Raw genomic sequence first — 22,881 nt, 5'->3', positions numbered from 1 at the left:
GCTACTACATCATCTTATATAAAGGCTGATATTTTAATATCAGCCTTTTTTTATCTCCGATATCCATACCGCAGCGCAGTCTGCGAACAAGCCGACGTATCGCTCGCCTACAGATCAGAAAACTTATGCATTGAAACGACATCGGGTTCTATCCTTTGCGTTAGGGGTAATAGTGCGATGGCGTTAAGCTGTTCGCGAAACAATGTTTAAAAACTGTGGCGTGGCTTCAGACCCTTTCCAAGAAACAGAAAAAAACTGTCTTTTTCTTCAAATAATCATGTTAATAGCAATCGTTATCATTTCCATTGGTGAGAATGTTTGATATTTTATGCCAAAGTAGAAATCAATGAAGTAAATCGGACGTTATGAATAAAACAGCACTCTCACTGGCTATCACACTGGCACTTCCCGGACTGGCTTTTTCTCAGGAATCTGTAAATGAGGAAGAAGCCTCTATTGAAAAAGTGGAAGTGGTAGGAAAGCGAAGCCCATTTGGCGCAACGAAGACCAACACGCCCATTGTCGAACTGGCGCGAACGATATCCATTGAAACGGTTACCGACCTTAAGCAAAAAGGGGCGCTGAACCTGTCCCAATCCGCAACGTATATGGCAGGTGTGACGGGGGAAACCTATGGTTACGCAACCCGGGTAGATTCAATTTCGTCGCGCGGATTGAGCATTCCAAGATATCGCGACTCCATTCAGGAGTTATTTGGCAGCTATAACTCAACCCGCGCGGAAGTGTATACCATGGAGCAGGTTGAGCTTCTCAAAGGTCCGGCCTCAGTGTTATACGGGCAGGGCTCGCCGGGCGGGCTGATGAACTATGTCTCAAAAACACCCACTGCAAACAAAGGTAGTGAAGCGGTACTCCAGTACGGCTCATTTGACCGCCTGCAGGCTAACCTGGATATCAATGGCGCGTTGTCGTCAGATGAAAAGTGGCTGGGACGTTTTGTGGGGATCTACCGGGATGCCGACTCACAGGTAGACTATGTCACCGACGATACGCAGGTTTACATGCCGTCAGTGTCTTATATGCCTACCGACGATACTACGCTAACCGTCATCGGCCTGTTTCAGGATACAGAAAGTGATACTGCTGCCCAGTTTATTCCTGTCGAAGGGACCTTGCTACCTTTAGAGGATGGCAGTTACCTTCCCGATCAGGATGTCTACGCCGGTGAGCCCGGGTTTAACCGTTTCGACACAAAATCAAATCAGGTGACGTTGCTTGGTGAGCATATTATTGACGACACCACCTCAGTTTCCTTTACCGCGTTATGGCGGGACGGTGAGGCAGATTATCATCAGGCTTGGCCAACGTTTACGGGGGCGTCACGCTACATGAATGCGTATTTCGGTGATGAGGTGGCACCCACTGACACCTATGTTGCCCGCACATTTTATCAGGCAGACAATACCTTTGAGCAGACGGCGCTGGATGTCCGCTTGAGCAAGCTGTTTGCCACGGGCGTCGTTGAGCACGAAGTTCTTGCCGGTGTGCAGTATCAGAATGTGGATACTGATGCCAACTCGGCGTATTACTTTGGGGGTGGCGCACTACAGGGCGATTTCCGCTACATACTTGACCTGGCGAACCCGGAATATACTGGTGCGCCTGATCAGGCCGTGTTCGATGCAATGTACAACGACCAGCCTGAACAGACCGTAAAAGATACAGGGCTTTACCTGTCGGATCATATCTCTTACGGCAACTGGCGAATGACGCTTGGGCTTCGCCATGACCGTGTCGATAACGATAATGGCACGGCAACACAAAAAGACAGTCAGACTTCCTATTCTGCCGGGCTGCTATATCAATTTGATAATGGTCTGTCACCGTATGTCAGCTACGCCGAGTCTTTCGAAACCGTGGTTGGGCTTGATGCCAACGACAATCAGCTTAAACCGGAAGAGGGCCGACAGTATGAAGCCGGGATTAAATACGCGTTTAATAACCTGCCTGGCTACCTGACAATGTCTTACTACGATATTGAAATCTCTAATCTGCCAAATCCAAACGGTTTACCCAGCGAGGCAGCGCAGCAGCAAGGAGTTTCATCTATTAGCGGTGTTGAGCTTGAGGGACGTGTGCAACTTGGCGAAGTCTCAGCGCAGTTTGCGGCTTCGGTCTTGGATGCAGAAGATCCCAACGGTTTCGAGCTGGCAGGGCAGCCAGATAGCAATGCGTCATTGTGGCTGCATTGGGAGCCGCAATCGCTGGATGGATTTCGAATGGGCGCGGGGGTACGTTATGTTGGTCAGAGCGTATCTGAAAATGCAACAGTTCGCTACGAAACCGAGAGCTATACGTTAGGCGATATCATGCTGGCGTACCGCCTGAACGATGCGGTGGACCTGCAACTCAACGTACGTAACGTCACTGATAAAGAGTACCTAACGTCTTGTCTGACGCGCGGCGACTGCTTTCCCGGTGTTCGTCGTACTGTGAATGCCAGCCTGACTTACGCCTTCTAATAGGGACTGCAACTATGGTGTCGCTGAGCATCGCGACAGGTTTTTCTGTCGCTGCAATTGCAACCGTTTACTGGAGTTGGCGCACTCATGCGCCAGCCTGGTTTTATTCGGGATTAACGTTATTCATTTTGTCCTGTATTGCCTGGGCAACCAGCCAGGGGTGGGAATTTGGTGTGGTATACGCTCTATGCGCGCCAGCGCTGTTGGTCTGGCCCTTTATTGCCTGCCATCAGGTGGTAATGCCAGCGCCAAAGAATATCCCGGCGCCAAGACACGTTGCGTTTAGTCTCGCGCTGTCAGTCCGACACCTCGGGCATGCTCTGGTGGTGCTGATAGGATTACTGGCAACCAGTCTTCTGGTGTCTGTCGCGGTGGGCGTCAGACTGCCTTTCACTGATGCAGGGCAACTTGCCGTGATCATAGTGATACTGCCACTTCTCTGGGGATTGCTGGCATATCACTATCTTGCAACGCCGTCGAAAGGCCGGGCAGTGATCATTTATGCTGTACTGAGCGCGGTGAGTCTTCTTATGCTGATTTTTCTTCCGGGACTGAAATAAACGATGAATAAGACAACTAAACAGTCAGCGTTGAACGCACACAGCTGGGCAGGTGTGTTTCTCAGTTTTCTACTCTTTATGGTGTGTGTGTCCGGCACTCTTGCCGTCTTTCATCAGGAATTCGAACGCTGGGAACAACCCGGTATACCGGAAATGACCGATATTGATGCGAACACGGTCGACAACGCCATGGCCGCATTCCGCGCCCAGCATCCGCAAAGTACGGATCATGAGTTTGTCGTTTTCCCAACCTCGGGTATTCCGCGACTGGTGGTAGAAAATGATGATATTGCCTATTTCGCAGACACAGACGGGCAGTTGCTTGAGACCGAACGCTCGCCTTTCACCAAAATGCTTATTGACCTGCACCTGTACCTTAACCTGCCACATTCATGGGGCATGATCCTGGTCAGTGCGCTTGGGGCGATCATTTGTACATTGGTGGTAACGGGCATTGTGGCGCATAAGCGCATTAAAAAGGATGCCTTTGTGCTGCGCCGAAAAGGCAACCGGCAGCAATATAAAATCGATTTGCATAACCGGTTTGGGCTCTGGGCGGCACCGTTTCATTTAATTATTGGTGTTACCGGCGCGTACTTCGGCATGGCTGGCCTTATTGTGGTGCTGGTTTCGCAGCTTTATTTTGATGGGGACCGCGATGCGGCTGTTGCAAAAATATTTACGCCTGATCCTGAGTTAGCGCAGGAGGTGGTGACACCTGAAATCGGCAAAGCCATTGCGCAAATGGACAGCCTTGCCCCTGAGCATGAACTGATTTTTCTCACCGTTCATGAGCGGGGCAGCCCGCAGCAGTTTATTGAAATCTACGCGAAAGCGCCCAGAAAAATGATTTACTCAGAAAACTACCGGTTTGACTCACAGGGCGAGTTCCTGGGCACCGCGGGGTATCAGGGCGGGCACTGGGGTAAGCAACTGGTGTATTCGATGTATCGTCTGCACTTCGGCGATTTTGCTGGCGTACCCAGTAAGCTGCTGTATTTCGTGCTGGGAATTATGCTTACGGTACTTTGTGTTAGCGGCATGGAAATCTGGCTGGCGAAAAAAGCCAACCCGCCCAGATTAACCCGTATCTGGTATGCCATGGTCTGGGGCAGTATAAGCAGCCTGGCGATAACGGCTGCGGTAAGCCTAGTTTCTGAGGAATCGCTGATAGCGGTTTTCTGGGCGCTGATGCTGGTTAATCTTGTAGTATCGGTCGCCGTAGAGCGATGTGGTCAGTCATTCTGGTTCACCGTTGCAGGTGTGAGTGTATTGGCCATGCTGATAGTCTACTTATCGGTACATGGTGCAGATTCACTTTCTGTGGCGGCATTGCAGCTGAATGTACCCATGTTCCTGTTTGCGCTGTGGGCCCTGCGCCGGGCATTTACGTTACGGCAGTTTTCTGCAAGCCGTCACTTTCAAACACAACAGGGTTAACCATTTACGTAATAGCTAAGCACAGTATTATCTGGCAATGTATTAGAACGCTGCGAAATTCGCAGCGTTTTTAATGGCAGATAAACCAGTTAATAAGGAATCGTTGCAGCATGAAAGCGAAACATTTTATGTTTGTTCTTTGCGCAGGGCTTTTTGTACTCAGTGCAACAGCGCAGCAAATTGACACCAGCGTAGTGACTCGCGCAGACGCCGCTGCAGACAAGGGCGAGGGCTGGGTGTTCTACAGCTACTTCACCGGTGAGTCTTATGGCGTAGAGAAAACCTTAACCGGTATGGCGGTGATCCAGCCTGGATACGAAATTCATCCGCCCCATGTGCACGCAGATGAAGAGTATCTGGTGATAACGCAGGGGGAAGGAGAGTGGAGCGTAAAAGGGGAAACGTTCAAAGCCTCTACCGGAGACATGCTGTATGCCTCACCCTGGGATGAACATGGCGTAAAAAATACCGGTGATGAGCCGCTGATTTTCGTGGTGTTTAAGTGGCACAGTAAAAACAACCCTGTGCCACCCGAACCAGAATCAACCCAGAGTCACTAACGTTTAGCTGTCGCTTTCCCGTTTTGCGAATGCGACGGCTTACCACTTGCACGGCCACCTTTGTTATCAGCGCCATTTGAGGTGGCATTGGCTGGCCTGCCGGCGTTCTTGCTTCGGTTTTTTCCCCGTCCCTGAAAATTGGGTGGCAAACCGGTATGCTTGCTAAGTGCCCGCTCGCCGCGTTTACCTTTTTGGGCTTTCTGACGTTTCTCGTTGGCGGTTTCCGGCGGTACCAGGTGCTGAGGGCCGCGACCAATTAAATCTTCCCGCCCCATTTTTACCAGTGCCTCACGAATTTGCGCAAAGTTCTTCGGATCGTGATAGCGCAGCATGGCCTTATGCAGACGACGATGTATTTCACCTTTTGCTGAGGGCACATGCTCGCTGTCTTTCTTCACTTTCTTCGAAGAATCGACTTCGGTGTGATACATGGTCGTCGCCGTCGCCATGGGGGATGGATAGAAATTTTGCACCTGATCGAGCTTAAATTTATTTTCTTTCAGCCAGATAGCCAGACTCAGCATGTCTTCATCGGTCGTTCCGGGATGCGACGCAATAAAGTAAGGGATAAGGTATTGCTTCTTGCCGGCTTCCTGAGAGTACTTGTCGAACAGTTCTTTAAACTGATAATAGCTGCCCATGCCCGGCTTCATCATTTTTGACAGCGGGCCTTCTTCGGTGTGTTCCGGGGCAATTTTCAGGTAGCCACCGACGTGATGCAGCGCCAGTTCTTTTACGTATTCCGGATCTTCCACTGCCAGGTCGTAACGCACGCCTGAGGCAATCAGGATCTTTTTAATACCTGGCAGGTTGCGGGCACGGCGGTATAAGTCGATGGTGGGTTTATGATCGGTGTCCATGTGGGCACAAATGCTGGGATACACGCAAGAAGGGCGACGGCAGGTCGCTTCTGCCTTCGGGCTTTTACAGCGTAACCGGTACATATTCGCCGTGGGGCCGCCCAGGTCAGAAATGACCCCGGTGAATCCGGGCACAGTATCACGAATTTGTTCAATTTCGCGAATGATAGAGTCTTCAGAGCGGCTTTGAATAATACGGCCTTCATGCTCAGTGATAGAACAGAAAGTACAGCCGCCGTAACAGCCTCGCATGATATTTACACTAAAGCGGATCATGTCATAGGCTGGAATCTTTGCATCGCCGTACACCGGGTGTGGAATGCGCTGGTAGGGCAAATCAAATAGCGCATCCATTTCTTCTGTTTCCAGCGGCATCGCCGGAGGATTTATCCAGATATGACGGTCGCCATGGCGCTGCATCAGCGCGCGGGCACAACCAGGGTTCGTTTCCTGGTGTAAAATTCGCGAGGTGTGTGCATACAACATTTTGTTGTCTTTCACCGTCTCGAAAGCCGGTAGCTTAACGTAGACGTTTTCCCACGGCTTTCGGCGCGTGGGTGGCTGCACCACAATGGGGGCTGAATCTGTCGCTTCCGGATTGCCTTTTTCCTGACTGTCACATTCAGGCTCCATCTGGTAGGGGCTGGCAATCGGATCTATTTTGCCGGGACGATCGAGGGACGTGGAGTCGACGCCCTGCCATTCGGGAAGCGCCTCTTTAACGATGATAGCGGTGCCGCGTACGTCGGTAATATCAGCAATGCTCTCTCCAGCCGCAAGGCGATGCGTGACTTCTACTAACGGACGTTCGGCATTACCAAAAAACAACATATCGGCTTTGGAATCGAAAAGCACCGAGCGGCGGACTTTCTCGCTCCAGTAATCATAATGGGCAATACGTCGCAGGCTGGCTTCAATACCGCCGATTATAACCGGCACGCCTTTAAAGGCTTCACGACAGCGTTGAGAATAAACCGTAACCGCTCTGTCCGGACGTTTGCCGCCGACATTACCGGGAGTATAGGCATCGTCATGTCGCAGCTTTTTATCCGCTGTGTAGCGGTTGATCATCGAGTCCATGTTGCCAGCCGTAACCCCAAAATACAGGTTTGGCTTGCCCAGCTTCATGAAGTCATCTTTGCTGGTCCAGTCGGGTTGCGCAATGATGCCTACACGAAAACCGTGCGCTTCCAGAACACGGCCAATAACGGCCATACCAAAACTGGGATGATCGACATACGCATCGCCGGTAACCAGAATGACATCGCAGCTGTCCCAGCCAAGCGCATCCATCTCTTCCTTGGACATGGGCAAAAATGGCGCGGTGCCGAAGCAGTGAGGCCAGTATTTAGGATAGGAAAAGAGGCCGCGGTCGGCTTTAATGGTGGCTTGCATAATTCTCAGTCTGGTTACAGCATGACCACACATTATAGCATTGTGTGGTGCGACGGAGATACCCCGGCGCGCCGATGCACTGCTTTTTTAATGTTGTTTACAATAATCAGTCTGTCAGTTTCGGGCCCATTGCACGAGGGACTGCAGTGGTATAGCGCCGGCCTGACGTTTTACTTCCTGCCCATGCTGGAATTTAATGAGGGTAGGAATGCTTCTTATCCCATACTGTGCAGCGGTGTGTCGGGCGTTTTCTGTATTTATCTTCACCAGAATACATTGCGGCGTAAGCGATGCGGCAGCTTGCTCGAATGCCGGCGCCATGGCTTTACAAGGACCGCACCACGGGGCCCAGAAATCGGCCACCACGGGCAGGTCACTTTTGCTAATAAAGCGTTGGAAATTACTGTCATCAAGGGTCAGCGGCTTTGCCGGTAACAGCTGTGACTGACATTTTCCGCATTTTGGGGCATCCTGCAGCCGGGCAGAAGGTACGCGGTTGATTGCCATACAGGAAGGGCAAACTAAGTGGGTCGCAGTGCTCATGACAATTTCTCATTTTAATATTCAATAAAGCTTATGTAATGACGAAGCCAGCAATTCTCAAGGTCGTCACAGAATATTGCGTTACCAACGCATCGTAATACCTCAACACAATATACAAAAAACTGTACGCATCGGGTGTATTGTCTTGTTCATTACGTGCAAAATCAGCAGAAGCCGGAACTGTCAACGTATGAGGGAAATAAACAATGAGCTACTGGTTGTTTAAAACAGAGCCCGATGCCTTTGGTATTGAAGACTTGCAAAACCGCCCCGATCAAACCGAGCCGTGGGACGGTGTAAGAAACTATCAGGCACGCAACTTTTTACGGGATGATGTAAAGGTTGGTGATAAGGTCTTTATTTATCACTCAAGCTGCAAGGATGTGGGCATTGCCGGTGTTGCCGAAGTTGTCAAAGCGGGTTATCCGGATGCAACGCAGTTTGATCCCGAGTCGGACTATTACGATCCAAAGTCAACTACAGCGTCGCCAAGGTGGTTTCGGGTTGATGTGAAATTCGTAGAAAAATTTCCGCAGGTTTTAAGCCTGAAAACCATTAAAGCACAAGCTGACATCACTGAAATCGGGCTGGTTAAAAAGGGGGGGCGGCTCTCCATCATGCCAGTGCAGTCTCAGGAGTGGAGCCGACTGTACCAGCTTGCGACCAAAGGCGTCAGATAACCCGCATTAACAGATAACCAGTACCTGCCTGTAGCAGAACACCTGCCAGAATAAAGATGCCATCGCGGCTGGTGAGCCCGACAGCGGTTAGTGCAATGGCAAACGCTGGCAACGCTGCCGCAAAAGGCATCGCTTCCAGTGGGATCATCGCCAGCGCGAACAGGCCGCTGTATATCGCGATAATACGGGTGAAAGGATAGTCCGAGAGCCACTCAATGCGAGGCGAGAGTAATCGCTCCATTTTCTCGATATAGGGCCGAGAACGTTCGATGGCGGTGTCGAGCTTGTCGTGTGATATCGAGCGGTTTTTCAGCTTTTGCGGTAACCAGGGGTGATCACTTCCAAGCGCAATTTGTACGCACACCAAAAAAAGGGTAATGCCACAGATAGTGGGTACGCCTGGGATCGCGCCGGTGGGGAATAATGCAATCAGCGCCGGTATCAGCAAAAGCGGACCAAACCCCCGTTGCCTGAACGTTTTTACCACCTCTCCAACTGACACCGACTCTCCGTCAATATCCTGTTTCAGCGTATCCAATAATTCTGAAATGCGACTTATTGCCATCGTGCTTCCTGCTGTTTGCGTCGGTTGTTGTGCAATTGATACGGGCACTTGCGTTAAGGGTTTAGTTTGACGGGCAATCCTGAATTTCAGCGCTGGCTATCCGGGACATATACGCAAGATTTGTATTTTTTGTAAAAATAGAAAGACATAATCGGGTCGCGCAGAGACAGAAAATGTCAGTCTGACATGGCTATTAAGCTTTTCTACAGTTAATGTTAAGGTTAATGTGTCTTTGTTTAGTGCCGAAGGAATTGCCGTTGAGTGACATAGAATGCAGGGATATGCTTAATCAGCTACCGGTGAGTCTGTTGTGTCAACGGGTTGATACCGGAGAGATATATGCGAATCCTGCTTGCCTGAAACTTTTTGGTGCTTCTCTTGATGAAGACGGCTTTCTCAGTAGCGTGTTATTTTTTGATGCGCAATCGCGACAGCCTCTGAGAGGCGATGCACACCCTTTTATCAAATGCGCGGGAAGAAAGCCGACGGAGCTGGCTTTGCGCGTAAACAGTAATGCCAGAAACCTCAACTGTGCAGTTACCGGTCAGCGCTTGGAAATTAAGGGTTCGTCATGGGTAGTTCTGCACATTCGCAGTGTTCAGGATAACGACGTCAGTATTCTTCAGCCAGATAACTCGCCGCTGGCTAATCATCTGGCGTTTAGTCGCATTCTTTCCGGTATTTCCTCAGAGCTTATAAACGTCCATCCTGAAAACCTCGATAGCCTTATCGAGCGAAGCCTTGGTGCATTCGGAGAGTTTTGCGGCGTCGATCGCTGCTACCTGTTTCAGTTTTCCGAAGATAAAAGCGCCATGGATAACACCCATGAGTGGGTGGCAGCGGGGGTAGAGCCCTATAAGGACGAACTGCAGAATGTGAGTTTGTCGGATTTGCCTTATTTTGAAAAGGTGATTAAAGAACACCATGTGTTTAAGTTCGATGATGTAAAAGATTTACCTGACGAGGCGTCACTGGAAAAGGAAGAATTTACGCGCGAGCGTATCCAGGCAGTCCTTTGCGTCGCGGTGCACATCAGTGACGAGCTATTTGGTTTTGTAGGGTGCGATATCATAGGAAGCCCATACAAATGGCGCGAGTATGATGTTCGGTACCTGAAGCTAATTGGCGAAATGCTGAGTAATTCACTGGAAAACGTGGCGAACCGATTGTCACTTCATCAGATGAAAAACGCGCTGGAGGAGGCCAATCAGCAACTGGCACATCTGGCTCACTCTGATGGACTTACCGGAATCGCGAATCGTCGGTTATTTGATGAAAGTCTCGATAAAGCAATTCAGCGAGGAAGTCGGGAGCTTAAACCAATTAGCCTGCTTATGGTGGATGTCGATCATTTTAAAGATTTCAATGACACATTCGGCCACGCAAAGGGTGATGAGGCGCTGCGCAGGGTAGCGCGGGCGCTGGAAAGCTGTTGTAAGCGCAGTGACGACCTTGCCGCGCGCTACGGTGGGGAAGAGTTTGCGATCATTTTACCCGATACCGATAGCGAACAAGCGAAGCATGTTGCAAGCGACATTATGCAGGCGATCGCTCAGTTAAATATTGCGTTTGTCTCGTCGCCCACCAGCGATAAGCTAACAGTGAGCGTTGGCGTGTCTACTCAACTTTGTCGGCCGTCACTGACATTGAGCGAGTTGGTAACGAAAGCAGATAAAGCGCTATACAAAGCAAAAGGGAATGGGCGCAATCAGGTGGCTTGTTTGTAGAGAAGACGTCCTGCTATTGACCGGGATGGTAAGAATCAACGATGACATTCCCTCCCTCTGATATAAAAAAGGCCCGCCTTGCGGCAAGCCTTAATTTATTTGGTGGAGCTGGCGGGATTTGAACCCGCGTCCAGAAAATGTCTACTTTTGGTACTACATGCTTAGTTTGTCTTTTATTTAACTATTTCGGACTCCGGCAAACAGGATTCCTAATAGCTGTCCTGATACTGTTTCGCGGTTCAACCTCAGGAGAGTTTCCCTCGCTAGTTTGCTTATATGACCTTCCGGATCCACGCTAGCAAACAAAGCTGTGGGGGAAGGGCCTATGCCGGGTATTAAGCGGCTAGTGCGTAGTTTTCGTCGTTTGCGACTATTTAAAGCGGATTTTTTAAGAGGCAATCCGCACCTCTGCATGCACCTCCAGCTTCCTAGATCCTGTCGAATCCTAATCAGCCCCGAGGGTCCCTCTTTCAAGGTGTTCAACACACAGCTAATTGCTACATGCTGAAATTACTTACGATCTTACAGCGATTACAGTGCAAGCACAACAAACTTCACTACCTGTGTGTCTGCTTGTTTGAAAACCGTTCAATTTCATCGCTGCGTTTTCGCCGTTACTTATTTATGGGGTCACCCAGACCATTTACAACAAAAAGTTACGGTTTATTTTCTGTGTGTACGCCATTTTGACGAATTATCTCAGCGACCTGTTCCAGAACAGACCTGTCACCAGACCCGGCAGCATCAAAGTCGAACTCGATATCCGGCGACACCCCATCTGGCACACGCGAGCCGTTGGGACGCACAATAAGTGCTTTGGGAAAGCCTACCTCAATCCCCGTTTCAGGAAGCGTAAAATGTTCCATCGCACCGTATGTCGTTGCGAGATCGGCGGTTTTCTCTCCAATCAGTGTTCCGAATCCATAATCCTGAATGATGGCAGCAACTGAAACGGCATTCGAATAGCTGTAACGATTGATTAAAACAAATACCGGTTTTTCAAATCGTTTACCTTGCCGGGGCTCGGCATGTGGAAGCGCCATCGAAAAAATATCACCAATATCACTTTTGTCGTAAAAACTCTGCAAAACGTGAGAGGTATCACCCGTGTCATTTGACTGCTCAAGTCGTTTTTCATTCGAACGAATAGCCTGCTGACTTACCTTTACGCTGAAATCAGAAGCGAAGCGAAACGGTTGGTCTGCAAACCAGGCAACCATGTAGTCGCTGAATGAATTCGTGCCACCGGGATTGTCACGCAAATCAATAAGCAGAGCTGTCGCCTGCTGTTGCTGAAAATGCGTAAAGGCATTGTCAATCAATTGCTTGAATGCAGTGGCGTCCCACACGTTATCGTCAGCCTCTTCGGCATTATAAAAAGGACCCGGCCGCAGATACCCTATGTTTCCATCAAGCATGCGGTATTCCCTTAAAGGCGAGGGCTCGTCCGTCTTTGCTGCGCGTTGTGCAACGCTGGCTTGCTGCTGCTCGCGGTTAAGTGCATTAATAGATAAGGCTTGCGGGCCGGTTTTCGTTTTCACGGTCAGAGTAAACGTGTCAGGCTCACCTACTTCCAGCCACATCAGATACGGAAAGTACATTTCCAACAGGGTATTACTGATAGCCTGATTTTCAGCAGAAAGATACTGAGAGAATTGCTTTACCCACTGCGCTACCGGTTTATCGTTAATGGCGATAATTTCTTGCCCGGGCTCAATTTTCTCTTCATTACCATAGTAACTTTCAACAAATGCGCGATTACCGCGCAGACTCGGGTATAGCGGAAGCGTTTTTCCGCCGGCTTCTCTGAATGCCATGAAGTCTGAAACCGGTAAATCGATTCTGGCATGGGCAATGTTGCCAAGTGCAACAAAGCGCTGAAAATAAATACGCGCCTGGCTGTCGCTCATCGGGCTGGTGATGTCGTTAAGAAAGCGGCGATAGTGAGCGTCATACTCCGGCTTTGAGATATTCGCGAACAGATCGCGATGCGCCTCCTGAAGTTGCTGGTAAAGCTGCGCAAAATCACTCTTTAGCGTGGCGACAGAATGCGTCTGTTGTGTACCGGCAACAGGCAGGCTGATGGCGGTAAATAGCAAAAAGCTTATACGGCGCAGAATGGGAAATAATACGTTCATACTGTGTTGTTACATCCTATTGTTAATAAAGCGCCTTCAGGGTCAGATAATCTGGCCTGATTGTCCTGACATAAGTCTGATATTCTGCTGACATAACTCTGATGGTACACTCGCTACTGGTTTTCGGCAGTTGTGCGCGCGATGAAACAAAAAATATTACAGGTTAATCACTGGGTTGTGGACATTCGTTCAGGTGAGTTATTTGCTGCCAGCCGTGCACATGACGTCTCATTAGCTTCTGCCACTGCACATGGGCGACTGGAACCAAAAGGAACCGCGTTACTAACCATTCTGGCTGAAAGTGCGGGTCAACTGGTTGATAAGGAAAGCCTGATCGACAAACTCTGGCCCGGGCAGGTGGTAACCGACGATGCACTAACGCGCGTGGTGTCGCGTTTAAGAAAGTCACTTGAGGATGATCCGAAATCGCCGGAGATTATTGAGACCATTCCCAAACGTGGTTATCGGTTGATTGCTTCTGACGTAACATGGTTACAAGATGGCCTTCAGCGTGACAACCTGGTTGATGCAAAGCCGAAGGAATCACCTTCGACACCCGCCGCCGATGCTGTGGTGGCGCGGCCATTGTCGAACGCGAAGCCGGCACCCGCGAACCACAAAAAAACGTGGATAGCCGGTGTGGCTGTCGCGCTGTTACTGGCAGGTGCTTTTGGGTTTATCTCTGACAAGAAAAATCAGACAGACACGCATTTTGCTGGGTCTGATGTACACACTCTGGTGTCTCAGGCCGACGATTACTATGCCAAAATGCGGCGGCAGGATAATGAAATGGCGATTGCGCTGTATCAGAACGTTATTGCTATGCGTCCGGATGCCGGGGTAGGGCAGGCAGGGCTGGCAAATGCGTTGGTGCAACAGGTATTACGCTGGCCAAACCCGGCCGGTGAGCCAGCGGTACCGCTGGCTACACAAGATCTCAGTCATGCTTTAGCCAGTGGCAGAACGGTAACACCAGACGCGAAGCTAAAACTGGAACGTGCGCTGGCGCTGGCGCAGCAGGCCGTGGCACATGCCCCTAACGATGCCAGAGCGCATAAAGCGCTGGGGTTTGTGTATGCGGCCCAGCAACAGTTTCCTATGGCGCTGGCCAGTTATGCTGATGCTATTGCACTTGATAGCAACGCCTGGGATGCGTTGATAAACACTGGGGACGTGTTGGAGATTAGTGGCAGGCTGCCTGAGGCGATGACGTACTACGAGCGGGCATTTGAAGCGATGGGAAGGGTATATAACGAACAGTCTGCCCGTATTCATCCCTGGTATGCCGATATGGCGGCCCTGATTGGAGACAAATACGTCAAACTGAATCGTTATCAGGATGCCGAGGTGTGGTATCGTCGCACCCTCAGAATTGCTCCGTATAATTTTGCTGCCACGAAAGGGCTGGCTGCAGTGTTGAAAAATAGCGGGGACGTCGAGCAAGCCAGGCAGATGTGTCAGGCCTACAAAGTACGGATTGGCGACGATCCGTGTCAGATTTGAACCTGTTAAGTTCTGCATAATCCTAAAGTTTATCGCATACATTGGATGCAATTCGATGCAATGTCATTTAAAGTATGGCCGCTTTTTTGTAGTTCAGGAATTATTGCATGTCCGCAGTCGCTTCCATTTTTGACCCCGTTACGCTGCCCTGTGGTTTTCGTTTGCAAAACCGGGTAATAAAAGCGGCGATGGAAGAAAACATGGCCACGCACCACTGCCTTCCAGGGCCCGCGCTCTTCTCACTTTATCGATATTGGGCACACGGCAACCTTGGCATGATCATTACAGGTAATGTAATGGTAGATAAACAGGCGATGACTGGGCCGGGAGGCGTCGCGCTTGAAGCAGATACACCGCTTGAGCCTTTTACGCAGTGGGCTAAAATTATCCGGTCTAATGGTGCAAAAGCCATCATGCAGATCAATCATCCCGGCAGGCAGGTACTGAAAGCGATGCGCGGAAAGGCGATCGCACCTTCTGCTGTTGGCCTGAATATGGGCAAACATTCAAAAATGTTCGCGACTCCTGTCGAAATGACCGGCGATGACATTCACGATGTCTGTCAGCGTTTTGTGACTACCGCGATGCGCGCCGTAGACGCTGGGTTTGATGGCGTGGAAATTCATGCCGCCCACGGCTATCTGCTGACGCAGTTTCTGTCGCCACTCACTAATCAGCGAAAAGATGAATGGGGGGGCGCGCTGGAAAACCGCGCTCGCTTGCTGTTGAATATCGTCAGCCAGATTAAAGCCCGCTGCCCTTCCGGCTTTCTGATTATGGTGAAAATTAACTCTGCAGATTTTCAGCGCGGTGGGTTTGAGCTTGGCGATGCGATTAGGGTAATTGAACGCCTTGAGGCGCTGGGTGTGAATATTATTGAAGTGTCAGGTGGAAGCTATGAGTCGCCAGCCATGCAGCGACGAAACACCGACGAGCAAACGCTTGCCAGAGAAGCTTACTTTCTTGAATTTGCGTCACGTATCGCCAAGGCGACAGCTATACCGGTGATGACGACTGGCGGGATCAAGCGCGCCCCTGTGGCCCAGCGAGTGATAAACAAAGGCTGTACGCTGGTAGGCATGGCGAGTGCGCTGGCTTTCACCCCTGATCTGGTGAAAAAGTGGCAGGCCGAACCCGATTACTCAGGTGTGATACCACACTGCCACTGGCGCGATAAAGCGCTGGCTAGTCTGGCAACTATGTCGATGGTTCGCCGTCAGCTGCGCCGGCTCGGGAACGATCTTACTACAGTACGGCATCCGTCTGCGTTGTGGAGCCTTGTGCTAGATATGTGTCACAGAAAACGCATGACCCGACGCTACCTGAACGAGCAGAACCAGTAGCGCATATGATGTCAGTTACTTTATCACTATCATAAAAAAGCCTGTCGGATGACAGGCTTTTTTTACTACACGCTGTGTTTCATTACGCGCTCTTTCTGACGCGCCCAGTCACGATCTTTCACTGTATCGCGCTTGTCGTGGCTATGTTTGCCTTTTGCCAGATATATCTCCAGCTTCACCCAGCACTTTTTCCAGTACATCGCGGTAGCAACGATAGAGTAACCCTGTCGGTCTCGTGCTCCCATCAGCCGGTCAATCTCGCGACGGCTTAATAAAAGCTTGCGTGCACGTTCTGGCTCGCAAATAACGTGTGAAGAGGCCTGGTTTAACGGCGTGATACGGCTACCCACCACGTAAGCTTCGCCGTTTTGGATAATGACATAAGCGTCGGTTATGTTCACTTTGCCTTCACGGATGCTTTTGATTTCCCATCCCTGCAGTGACATGCCGGCTTCAAATTTGTCTTCCAGGAAGTAATCATGACGCGCCTTCTTGTTAAGCGCGATGGTCCCGGTCGAATTCTTGTTTGCTTTATTTTTCTTCATGGGCGTTATTATACTGATTGTCCACGTAAAGTCTTTAGAAGTTATGCAGTTAACAAGGTATGTGGGGATGAATTGTGCGAAGGGAAGGTTAGTCGCTTCGGATTTCTCATGATAAACTGCGCGTTTTGAGAAACACAGTAGAGCGTAAATGCCGAGTATTCAACGCAGTGCACTGGTGGCTCATAGCGCACAAGCTATGTTTGATTTGGTCAATGATGTTGAGTCATACCCTGATTTCTTGCCAGGTTGCCAGGACAGCAAGGTGCTTGAGAACACTGCCGAGGAAATGAAAGCCTCACTGCTGGTGGCAAAGGCGGGTATTAAGCAATGGTTTACTACCCACAATACTCTTTATCCAGCCTCAAGAATTGACATGCAACTGGTGGAAGGACCTTTCAAGCGCCTCACTGGTGGATGGACCTTCTCGGCTCTGTCCGAAGAAGCCTGTAAAATTGAATTGAATCTTGAATTCGAGTTCAGCAATAAGCTGGCTGAAATGGCGTTTGGTAAGGTGTTTAATGCGCTGGCAGCGAGTATGGTTAATGCCTTCACTGAGCGTGCCCGGAGCGTATACTCATGACGGCAAAAATGATTAGCGTTGAAGTGGCCTATGCGTTGCCGACAAAGCAATCTATAGTAGAGCTTGCGGTGAAGTCAGGTAGTAGCGTGGAAGAGGTTATCGCGGCGTCTAAAATTCAGACGTTATACCCGGACATCGAACTTGAAAACGCCAAAGTGGGTATCTGGAGTCGGGTAGTGAAACTGCGGGATAAGGTAAAAGAAGGCGATCGTATTGAAATCTACCGTCCGCTCATCGCCGATCCGAAAGAGGTCCGAAAACGCCGGGCTGAAAAAGCCAAAGAAGAAGGGCGCGCAGATAAAGTCACCGGTGGCAGGCCTAATCCGCTGAAATCGAAGAGTGATCAGGAAAAAAGTGAATAACGTGGTCGCATTATTCACTGCTCACTACATCAATTAATTTCTGTCAGATAAATTTCCCACTTCAAGAAACGGTGACGCATCAATGTCTTCTGCGTCCATCATGGTAGCAATACGTTGCATCGTCGCTACCATCTGACTCTGTTCCCATTCCTTTAAATGATTAAAGCGTTCAATAAAGTGTTCCTGCAATGGACGGGGAGCGTCCTGCAGAGCATATTTTCCTTTTTCGGTTACAAAAACACCCACTTTTCGCTTATCTGTAGTGCTGCGAATCCGCTGCGCTAGATCTCTTGCTTCAAGCCTGTCCAGAATGTTGGTTATGGTAGCAGGGCTGAGGTTGATGTTTTCAGCAATGTCCTTAACCATGATGCCAGGCTTTTCCTGAATGTTTTGCATAACCATTAGCTGCGGGCCGGTGAGGCCCACAGATTTACTGAGCTGCTTACTACGCAGGTCAACCGCCCGGATGACTCTGCGCAATGCCACTAACAGTTCTTCTTCTTTTCGCATTCCAATCTCATTAATACAAGTTGAATAAACGTGTTATCTCATCAAGTGTATGAAATGTTGATGCTTTTGATAGTGATCAATCACATCATTAATTACAGCCAGTTTCGACCATCCCATGATGTCGTAGTTCTGACCACCTTCACTTAAGTGAACTTCGGCGCGATAGTACGTCTGGTTGACGTTGTCGTCCACTGTTTCTTCGTTAGTCACGTATTCAGGCTGGGCTGTTTTTGTCATATAAACTGAATAGATAAAGTCGGGATCATTGCCCATCGAAACCGTAAGCGTGATCAGCTTATCTTCTTTCGAGATATCAATTTCAAAGTCCTGTGACCTGAATTCTTTCCCCACTTCCTCAAGCGCGGGCTCTACAATCTTATTCATAAACCGGGACACCACATTTTTATCCGGAAAGCTGGTGATGTTTTCCAGTCGCTCTTTCCAGTTTTTATCGGTATCTGAATGAGGTGGCGCCCCTGCAAGTGCTTGCAGGCTCTCTCGCTTATAGCCTTCTACCCTTAGTGCTTTCAACAACCCCATTAATGCAATTAGCAGCACAATAGCAAAGGGAAGGGCAGACACTATCGTCATTGTCTGCAGCGCGTTCAACCCGCCAGCATAAAGCAGTACTGCGGCAACTACACCTACGCCCACTGCCCAGTAAATGCGCTGCCACACTGGTGTATTGTTCTCTCCATGCGAGCACAGCATGTCCACAACCATGGCGCCGGAGTCGCATGACGTCACGAAAAAGACAATAACCATCAATACAGCAATGAAACTCAACACGCTGGAAAACGGGAACTGTTCAAGGAAAACGAACAGCGCCACAGAGGTGTCTTGCTCGACCATATTTGCCAGCACCTCCTGCCCTTGTGTAAACACCAGGTCAATCGCCGTGTTGCCAAACACGGTCATCCACAGTAGCGTGAAAGCAGAAGGGATTAATAAAACACCGATAATAAACTCACGAATGGTACGGCCAAATGAGATACGAGCGATAAACAGGCCGACAAACGGTGCCCATGCGAGCCACCAGCCCCAATAGAAAATGGTCCAGCCGCCAATCCAGTCGGTTTTATCGTAGGCAAACAGGTTAAATGTGTTTCTGACGATATCCGATAAATAAGCGCCGGTATTTTGCAGGTAGGCCTGGAGCAGGAATACCGTTGGACCCAACACCAATACGAACAACAGCAACAGGATTGCCAGGATCATGTTGGTTTCGGATAATCGTCGAATGCCTTTTTCAAGTCCCGTAGCAACAGAAATAATAGCCAGGCCGACAACACCCACCATTAACAGTATCTGAACCGTAGTATTGGAAGGAATGCCAAACAGATAATTCAGACCTGCATTGATTTGCGATGCACCGAGTCCAAGCGAAGTGGATACGCCAAAGATGGTAGAGGTGACAGCAAAAATATCCACGATATGACCGGGCCAGCCATAAATTCTATCGCCGATTAACGGGTAAAGCGCAGAGCGAAGCGTGAGAGGCAGGTTTTGCCTGTAGGCAAAGTAACCCAGTATGAGTGCTACAACAGCATATATTGCCCAAGCGTGAACGCCCCAATGGAAAAAGGTGGTTTTCATCGCTTCCCGCACCGCTTCTACGCTACCTGGTTCAGCAGTTGGTGGCGAAAGATAGTGCATTAGTGGCTCAGCGACGCCGAAAAACATCAAGCCGATACCCATCCCGGCAGCAAACAGCATTGACAGCCAGGTTGGAAAGCTGAACTGTGGCGTTGCATGATCGGGCCCCAGCTTGATTTCCCCATAGCGACTGATCCCCAGAAAAATCACGAAAATCAGGATGATGGCAACAGTTAATACATAAAACCAACTGCCATTGGACACAATCACTGATTGCATGGATGAGAAAATAGTATCGGCAAGCTTTGGCATACCCGCTGCAAACAGCATCAGAAGTGCGATGACAATAGATGAAGTAATAAACACCGGCTTATTTAAAGGAGATTTTGATTGAGAGGCACTCACGCAGTAGACATCCTTTTGTCGGTAATGAATTTATTCGAATTATCGTTGTTACGCATGAATATATCTTATGGAGCAGTATTTATAAACTTCTGATGTAATTATTCGGGTTGCTGGCAATAATTGGTGGAATTTTGTTCTTTATTGTGGGAATCTTTAAATAAAATAATAAGTTAAAAACTCTGAAACAATTTGAATTAAAGTATAAGTGCAATATTTGGCAAGGTAAGTATGATCTAATCAAGCATGCTTCAGTAAAAGTATGTCGAATAATAATAGTTTTAACTAGTAACAGAGGAACACACCTATCATGCGAAAAACACAGGTAAGCTGTGCCATCGTCGCTGCGTTGGCGTCTACTTCGATTGCCGCGCAGGAAGCAAGCTCTGCAAAGGCGAAAATTGAAACCATCGAAGTTACCGCAACAAAACGTACGGAATCCATTCAGGATGTTCCTGTATCGGTTACGGCGCTGGATGGAAAGGCGCTGGAAAATCTGGGGATCGATAACTTCCAGGACTATGTTGAATTTCTTCCCAACGTAGTATTCCAAGGGACAGGTCCTGGCCAGAACGAAATTTACATCCGTGGTGCGGCCACCACACAGTCCAATATCATGTTATCGTCAGTGCAGGCGCTTCAGCCCTCGGTTGCATTTTATGTCGATGAGCAGCCGGTATCTATGGCTGGCCGAAACCTGGACGTGTACGCAACTGACGTACAGCGTGTAGAGGTACTTCCCGGGCCGCAGGGTACGCTGTTTGGTGCCAGCTCTCAGGCAGGTACCGTTCGTCTTATTACCAATAAGCCGGATCATTCAGGATTTAGTGCCGGCTTTGATACCTCCATTTCATTCACCAAAGGCGGTGACATGAGTAACGCCGTTGAAGCGTACTTCAACATGGCAGTTACTGAAGATATGGCGGTGCGTGTTGCAGCTTACAACGACCGTCAGGGTGGCTGGATTGATAACATTGCAAATGATCCGGGCAATGGCGGCTACATTGGCAGTGCCCAGGTCGTCAGCCGTATTTCAGGCGGCGTATTAGCAGATCCTGTGGCAATGGATGCCAACCGAATTACTAACCCGGATGTGAATACCATGGCGGAAGCGTCCGTTGTATCACCTCAGAATGATGCCTTGGTTGAAGATAACTTCAATGATGCTGTCTATTCAGGTGCCCGCTTCGGTGTGTCTTACATCTTCAATGAGCAGTGGGACCTGCTGGTACAGCACACTCAGCAAACGCTGGACACTGAAGGTGTGTTTGCTTATGACCCCAACCTTGAAGGCGAAAGCTCTACTAACCGCTTTCAGCCAGAAGAAAACACTGACGAATTTGGTCTGACAACCTGGACACTGGAAGGACGCCTGGAGAAGCTGGACGTGGTTTATACCGGTGGTTATCTGGACCGTGATATTGACACACTAGCGGATTATACAGGCTACACCAATGGTGGGTTGTTCTCGGCATACTACTTATGTAACCACTATGATACGCCAGATAACCCTGCAGATGAGCGTTGTCTGGATCCAACCAAGTACTTCAAAGAAGATACTAACACGACGCGTTCAACTCACGAGCTGCGTTTTAACACTACTATGGATGCGCCATGGCGTGTCACTGCTGGTCTTTTTTATGATGACCAGGAAGTGGCAACAGTGGGTCAGTTCAAGATTGCGAATACTGAAATGTCTACTTTCGGCTTCGATAACCTGCAACGCACACTGGTAGGTACCGAAGGGATTAACAGCGATGGCGGCCCATTCCCGGGTGAAGTCAGCTTCGCCAATGACATTACCCATACCATTGAACAAATCGCAGTATTCGGACAATTTGAGTATGACCTGACTGATACGCTGACAGCAAGCATCGGTGCGCGCTGGTATCAAATCGACGATACTTATAAAGGTTCAACGACAACTGTTGACGTAAGCCGCCGCGTAAAAGCGTTTGGTTCACTTGATCCGAATGAACTGGAAGCAGTCGGAGAAGATCCTGACGCCGTAATGGCGGCAGTCCAGAGTGGGCAGCTTGAAGTGTCAGAGTTAGGTTCTGATGGTGTTCTGTCAGTTGACGATACCATCTTTAAGTTCTCTTTGGATTGGAAAGCTACAGAGGACATCCTCCTGTTCGCTAACTACTCAGAAGGTTTCCGTCCACCGGTAACTAACCGAGTTGGTGGTGGTTTGGCAACCAACCAGTCTGGCAAATTTGAAAACTTCCGTATTCCAGTTTATTCCACTACGGATACGCTGGATAACTATGAAGTAGGTTTGAAGGGTGACTTCCTGGACGGCATCGTGCGTGTAAATGCGACGGCGTACTACTCAGAAATCACAGACTTACAAACGTCGCGCTTTGACCCAACCAATATCAGCTTTTTGGTATTCACCGATAACGTGGGTGATGCAGAGATCAAAGGTTTAGACGCAGACATCACCTGGCTGGCTACGGACAACCTGGTGGTTAACGCGGCATTTAGTTTACTGGATACTGAGCTCACCAGTGTTAATGAAGAACTGGTTGGCATCGCTGCTGGTGTAGGCTCTGAGCTGCCTTATTCAGCAAGCTTCTCTGGTAACATCAATGCGCGTTACTTCTTCGAACTTGATGACGGCAAAACTGGCTACGTAAACGGTTCTGTAAGTTATACCGGTGATCGACTGGCCGGTATGGTTATGGATGCGTATGTGATGGAAGATGCGACGCAACTGATTTACGGCACCGGTTCAGGCCTGAAAATTCAGGAAGAAGCTGCCGTTTACGAAGGTGTGACGTACGATGATCGCAACGGTGCAACATTCCGTGGTGGCCGTTATGTACAGGAAAGCTACATGATTGCGAACCTCGCTGTAGGTATCACTAACGATGAGTGGAAAGCAGAGCTGTTTGTTGACAATGTGTTTGACGAAAGCGCCATTCTGAATATCGATACGCAGCAGTTCACACCAAAAGTGGTGACAAACAGACCACGTACAGTTGGTGTGCGCTTCTCTTACGATTATTATTAATCGTTAAGGTAAGCTAATAATCATAACGGCAAGCCAGTGGTGGCTTGCCGTTTTTCGTATGATTAGGCAATCT

General features: G+C 49.3%; 18 protein-coding genes and 1 other RNA gene. 11 read left to right on the top strand and 8 right to left on the bottom strand.

Annotated features, from left to right (window positions below; genetic code table 11):
- Positions 1 to 365: 365 nt before the first annotated feature.
- From ACLBLI_RS11345 to ACLBLI_RS11330, 4 genes are all read left to right on the top strand, one after another.
- A complete protein-coding gene (locus ACLBLI_RS11345; RefSeq protein ID WP_414827723.1) occupies positions 366 to 2,483 on the top strand; it encodes a TonB-dependent siderophore receptor in 2,118 nt (705 codons plus the stop codon).
- A 14-nt stretch (positions 2,484 to 2,497) separates the two neighbouring features.
- Positions 2,498 to 3,043: a hypothetical protein gene (locus tag ACLBLI_RS11340; protein WP_414827722.1), complete on the top strand. Its 546-nt coding sequence runs from the start codon at positions 2,498 to 2,500 to the stop codon at positions 3,041 to 3,043.
- Between the two features lie 3 nt (positions 3,044 to 3,046).
- Positions 3,047 to 4,483, top strand: a complete 1,437-nt coding sequence (locus ACLBLI_RS11335) for a PepSY-associated TM helix domain-containing protein (protein ID WP_414827721.1) — start codon at positions 3,047 to 3,049, stop codon at positions 4,481 to 4,483.
- Positions 4,484 to 4,593: 110 nt separating this feature from the next.
- A complete protein-coding gene (locus ACLBLI_RS11330) occupies positions 4,594 to 5,043 on the top strand; it encodes a cupin domain-containing protein (RefSeq protein WP_414827720.1) in 450 nt (149 codons plus the stop codon).
- On the opposite strand, the gene ACLBLI_RS11325 is transcribed toward ACLBLI_RS11330, so the two are convergent.
- Both ACLBLI_RS11325 and trxC read right to left on the bottom strand, forming a co-directional pair.
- Complete coding sequence (locus ACLBLI_RS11325) at positions 5,040 to 7,298, bottom strand: YgiQ family radical SAM protein (protein ID WP_414827719.1); 2,259 nt, start codon at positions 7,296 to 7,298, stop codon at positions 5,040 to 5,042. The genes ACLBLI_RS11330 and ACLBLI_RS11325 overlap by 4 nt on opposite strands.
- 114 nt (positions 7,299 to 7,412) lie before the next feature.
- The gene (gene trxC / locus ACLBLI_RS11320; protein WP_414827718.1) at positions 7,413 to 7,841 is read right to left on the bottom strand and encodes a thioredoxin TrxC; all 429 of its coding nucleotides are present in this window, start codon (positions 7,839 to 7,841) and stop codon (positions 7,413 to 7,415) included.
- 206 nt (positions 7,842 to 8,047) lie between these two features.
- Here trxC and ACLBLI_RS11315 point away from each other — a divergent pair, with 206 nt between their 5' ends.
- Positions 8,048 to 8,521: an EVE domain-containing protein gene (locus ACLBLI_RS11315; protein ID WP_414827717.1), complete on the top strand. Its 474-nt coding sequence runs from the start codon at positions 8,048 to 8,050 to the stop codon at positions 8,519 to 8,521.
- Here ACLBLI_RS11315 and ACLBLI_RS11310 read toward each other — a convergent pair.
- On the bottom strand, positions 8,514 to 9,086 hold the full coding sequence (locus ACLBLI_RS11310) for an exopolysaccharide biosynthesis protein (protein WP_414827716.1): 573 nt from the start codon (positions 9,084 to 9,086) through the stop codon (positions 8,514 to 8,516). The two genes, ACLBLI_RS11315 and ACLBLI_RS11310, sit on opposite strands and share 8 nt — an antisense overlap.
- A gap of 257 nt (positions 9,087 to 9,343) precedes the next feature.
- Between ACLBLI_RS11310 and ACLBLI_RS11305 the strand changes: the two genes are divergently transcribed.
- On the top strand, positions 9,344 to 10,813 hold the full coding sequence (locus ACLBLI_RS11305; RefSeq protein ID WP_414827715.1) for a diguanylate cyclase: 1,470 nt from the start codon (positions 9,344 to 9,346) through the stop codon (positions 10,811 to 10,813).
- Between the two features lie 100 nt (positions 10,814 to 10,913).
- Here ACLBLI_RS11305 and ssrA read toward each other — a convergent pair.
- Positions 10,914 to 11,270, bottom strand: a transfer-messenger RNA (tmRNA) gene (ssrA, locus tag ACLBLI_RS11300).
- A gap of 199 nt (positions 11,271 to 11,469) precedes the next feature.
- Positions 11,470 to 12,951: a S41 family peptidase gene (locus ACLBLI_RS11295; RefSeq protein WP_414827714.1), complete on the bottom strand. Its 1,482-nt coding sequence runs from the start codon at positions 12,949 to 12,951 to the stop codon at positions 11,470 to 11,472.
- 141 nt (positions 12,952 to 13,092) lie between these two features.
- Here ACLBLI_RS11295 and ACLBLI_RS11290 point away from each other — a divergent pair, with 141 nt between their 5' ends.
- Complete coding sequence (locus ACLBLI_RS11290; protein WP_414827713.1) at positions 13,093 to 14,454, top strand: winged helix-turn-helix domain-containing protein; 1,362 nt, start codon at positions 13,093 to 13,095, stop codon at positions 14,452 to 14,454.
- 107 nt (positions 14,455 to 14,561) lie between these two features.
- A complete protein-coding gene (locus ACLBLI_RS11285) occupies positions 14,562 to 15,797 on the top strand; it encodes an NADH:flavin oxidoreductase/NADH oxidase family protein (RefSeq protein ID WP_414827712.1) in 1,236 nt (411 codons plus the stop codon).
- Between the two features lie 65 nt (positions 15,798 to 15,862).
- On the opposite strand, the gene smpB is transcribed toward ACLBLI_RS11285, so the two are convergent.
- A complete protein-coding gene (gene smpB, locus ACLBLI_RS11280) occupies positions 15,863 to 16,342 on the bottom strand; it encodes an SsrA-binding protein SmpB (protein ID WP_414827711.1) in 480 nt (159 codons plus the stop codon).
- A 148-nt stretch (positions 16,343 to 16,490) separates the two neighbouring features.
- On the opposite strand from smpB, the gene ACLBLI_RS11275 reads away from it, so the two are divergent.
- Together ACLBLI_RS11275 and ACLBLI_RS11270 are read left to right on the top strand one after the other, a co-directional pair.
- Complete coding sequence (locus tag ACLBLI_RS11275) at positions 16,491 to 16,922, top strand: type II toxin-antitoxin system RatA family toxin (protein ID WP_414827710.1); 432 nt, start codon at positions 16,491 to 16,493, stop codon at positions 16,920 to 16,922.
- Positions 16,919 to 17,284, top strand: coding sequence for an RnfH family protein (locus ACLBLI_RS11270; protein WP_414827709.1), 366 nt, complete (start codon positions 16,919 to 16,921; stop codon positions 17,282 to 17,284). Before ACLBLI_RS11275 ends, ACLBLI_RS11270 begins: the two co-directional genes overlap by 4 nt.
- A 33-nt stretch (positions 17,285 to 17,317) precedes the next feature.
- Here ACLBLI_RS11270 and ACLBLI_RS11265 read toward each other — a convergent pair whose 3' ends face one another.
- The gene (locus ACLBLI_RS11265) at positions 17,318 to 17,794 is read right to left on the bottom strand and encodes a MarR family winged helix-turn-helix transcriptional regulator (RefSeq protein ID WP_414827708.1); all 477 of its coding nucleotides are present in this window, start codon (positions 17,792 to 17,794) and stop codon (positions 17,318 to 17,320) included.
- A 33-nt stretch (positions 17,795 to 17,827) separates the two neighbouring features.
- Entirely contained in the window at positions 17,828 to 19,795 is a 1,968-nt protein-coding gene (locus tag ACLBLI_RS11260) for a BCCT family transporter (protein ID WP_414827707.1), read from the bottom strand.
- Positions 19,796 to 20,102: 307 nt separating this feature from the next.
- Here ACLBLI_RS11260 and ACLBLI_RS11255 point away from each other — a divergent pair, with 307 nt between their 5' ends.
- Positions 20,103 to 22,808, top strand: coding sequence for a TonB-dependent receptor (locus ACLBLI_RS11255; protein ID WP_414827706.1), 2,706 nt, complete (start codon positions 20,103 to 20,105; stop codon positions 22,806 to 22,808).
- The last annotated feature ends 73 nt before the right edge of the window (positions 22,809 to 22,881 follow it).

It is taken from the genome of Alteromonas sp. H39 (assembly GCF_047556435.1).
Taxonomy (GTDB): Bacteria; Pseudomonadota; Gammaproteobacteria; order Enterobacterales; family Alteromonadaceae; genus Alteromonas.
The sequence above is the reverse complement of the archived record's forward strand: the minus strand, read 5'-3'. Positions and strand labels throughout refer to the sequence as shown.

Coding starts and splice junctions, on each gene's coding strand:
- ACLBLI_RS11310 (WP_414827716.1), bottom strand. CDS start 9,086: ATGGCAATAAGTCGCATTTCAGAATTATTGGATACGCTGAAACAGGAT.
- ACLBLI_RS11290 (WP_414827713.1), top strand. CDS start 13,093: ATGAAACAAAAAATATTACAGGTTAATCACTGGGTTGTGGACATTCGT.
- ACLBLI_RS11295 (WP_414827714.1), bottom strand. CDS start 12,951: ATGAACGTATTATTTCCCATTCTGCGCCGTATAAGCTTTTTGCTATTT.
- ACLBLI_RS11330 (WP_414827720.1), top strand. CDS start 4,594: ATGAAAGCGAAACATTTTATGTTTGTTCTTTGCGCAGGGCTTTTTGTA.
- ACLBLI_RS11265 (WP_414827708.1), bottom strand. CDS start 17,794: ATGCGAAAAGAAGAAGAACTGTTAGTGGCATTGCGCAGAGTCATCCGG.
- ACLBLI_RS11285 (WP_414827712.1), top strand. CDS start 14,562: ATGTCCGCAGTCGCTTCCATTTTTGACCCCGTTACGCTGCCCTGTGGT.
- ACLBLI_RS11345 (WP_414827723.1), top strand. CDS start 366: ATGAATAAAACAGCACTCTCACTGGCTATCACACTGGCACTTCCCGGA.
- smpB (WP_414827711.1), bottom strand. CDS start 16,342: ATGAAGAAAAATAAAGCAAACAAGAATTCGACCGGGACCATCGCGCTT.
- ACLBLI_RS11340 (WP_414827722.1), top strand. CDS start 2,498: ATGGTGTCGCTGAGCATCGCGACAGGTTTTTCTGTCGCTGCAATTGCA.
- ACLBLI_RS11270 (WP_414827709.1), top strand. CDS start 16,919: ATGACGGCAAAAATGATTAGCGTTGAAGTGGCCTATGCGTTGCCGACA.
- ACLBLI_RS11325 (WP_414827719.1), bottom strand. CDS start 7,298: ATGCAAGCCACCATTAAAGCCGACCGCGGCCTCTTTTCCTATCCTAAA.
- ACLBLI_RS11255 (WP_414827706.1), top strand. CDS start 20,103: ATGCGAAAAACACAGGTAAGCTGTGCCATCGTCGCTGCGTTGGCGTCT.
- ACLBLI_RS11315 (WP_414827717.1), top strand. CDS start 8,048: ATGAGCTACTGGTTGTTTAAAACAGAGCCCGATGCCTTTGGTATTGAA.
- trxC (WP_414827718.1), bottom strand. CDS start 7,841: ATGAGCACTGCGACCCACTTAGTTTGCCCTTCCTGTATGGCAATCAAC.
- ACLBLI_RS11335 (WP_414827721.1), top strand. CDS start 3,047: ATGAATAAGACAACTAAACAGTCAGCGTTGAACGCACACAGCTGGGCA.
- ACLBLI_RS11275 (WP_414827710.1), top strand. CDS start 16,491: ATGCCGAGTATTCAACGCAGTGCACTGGTGGCTCATAGCGCACAAGCT.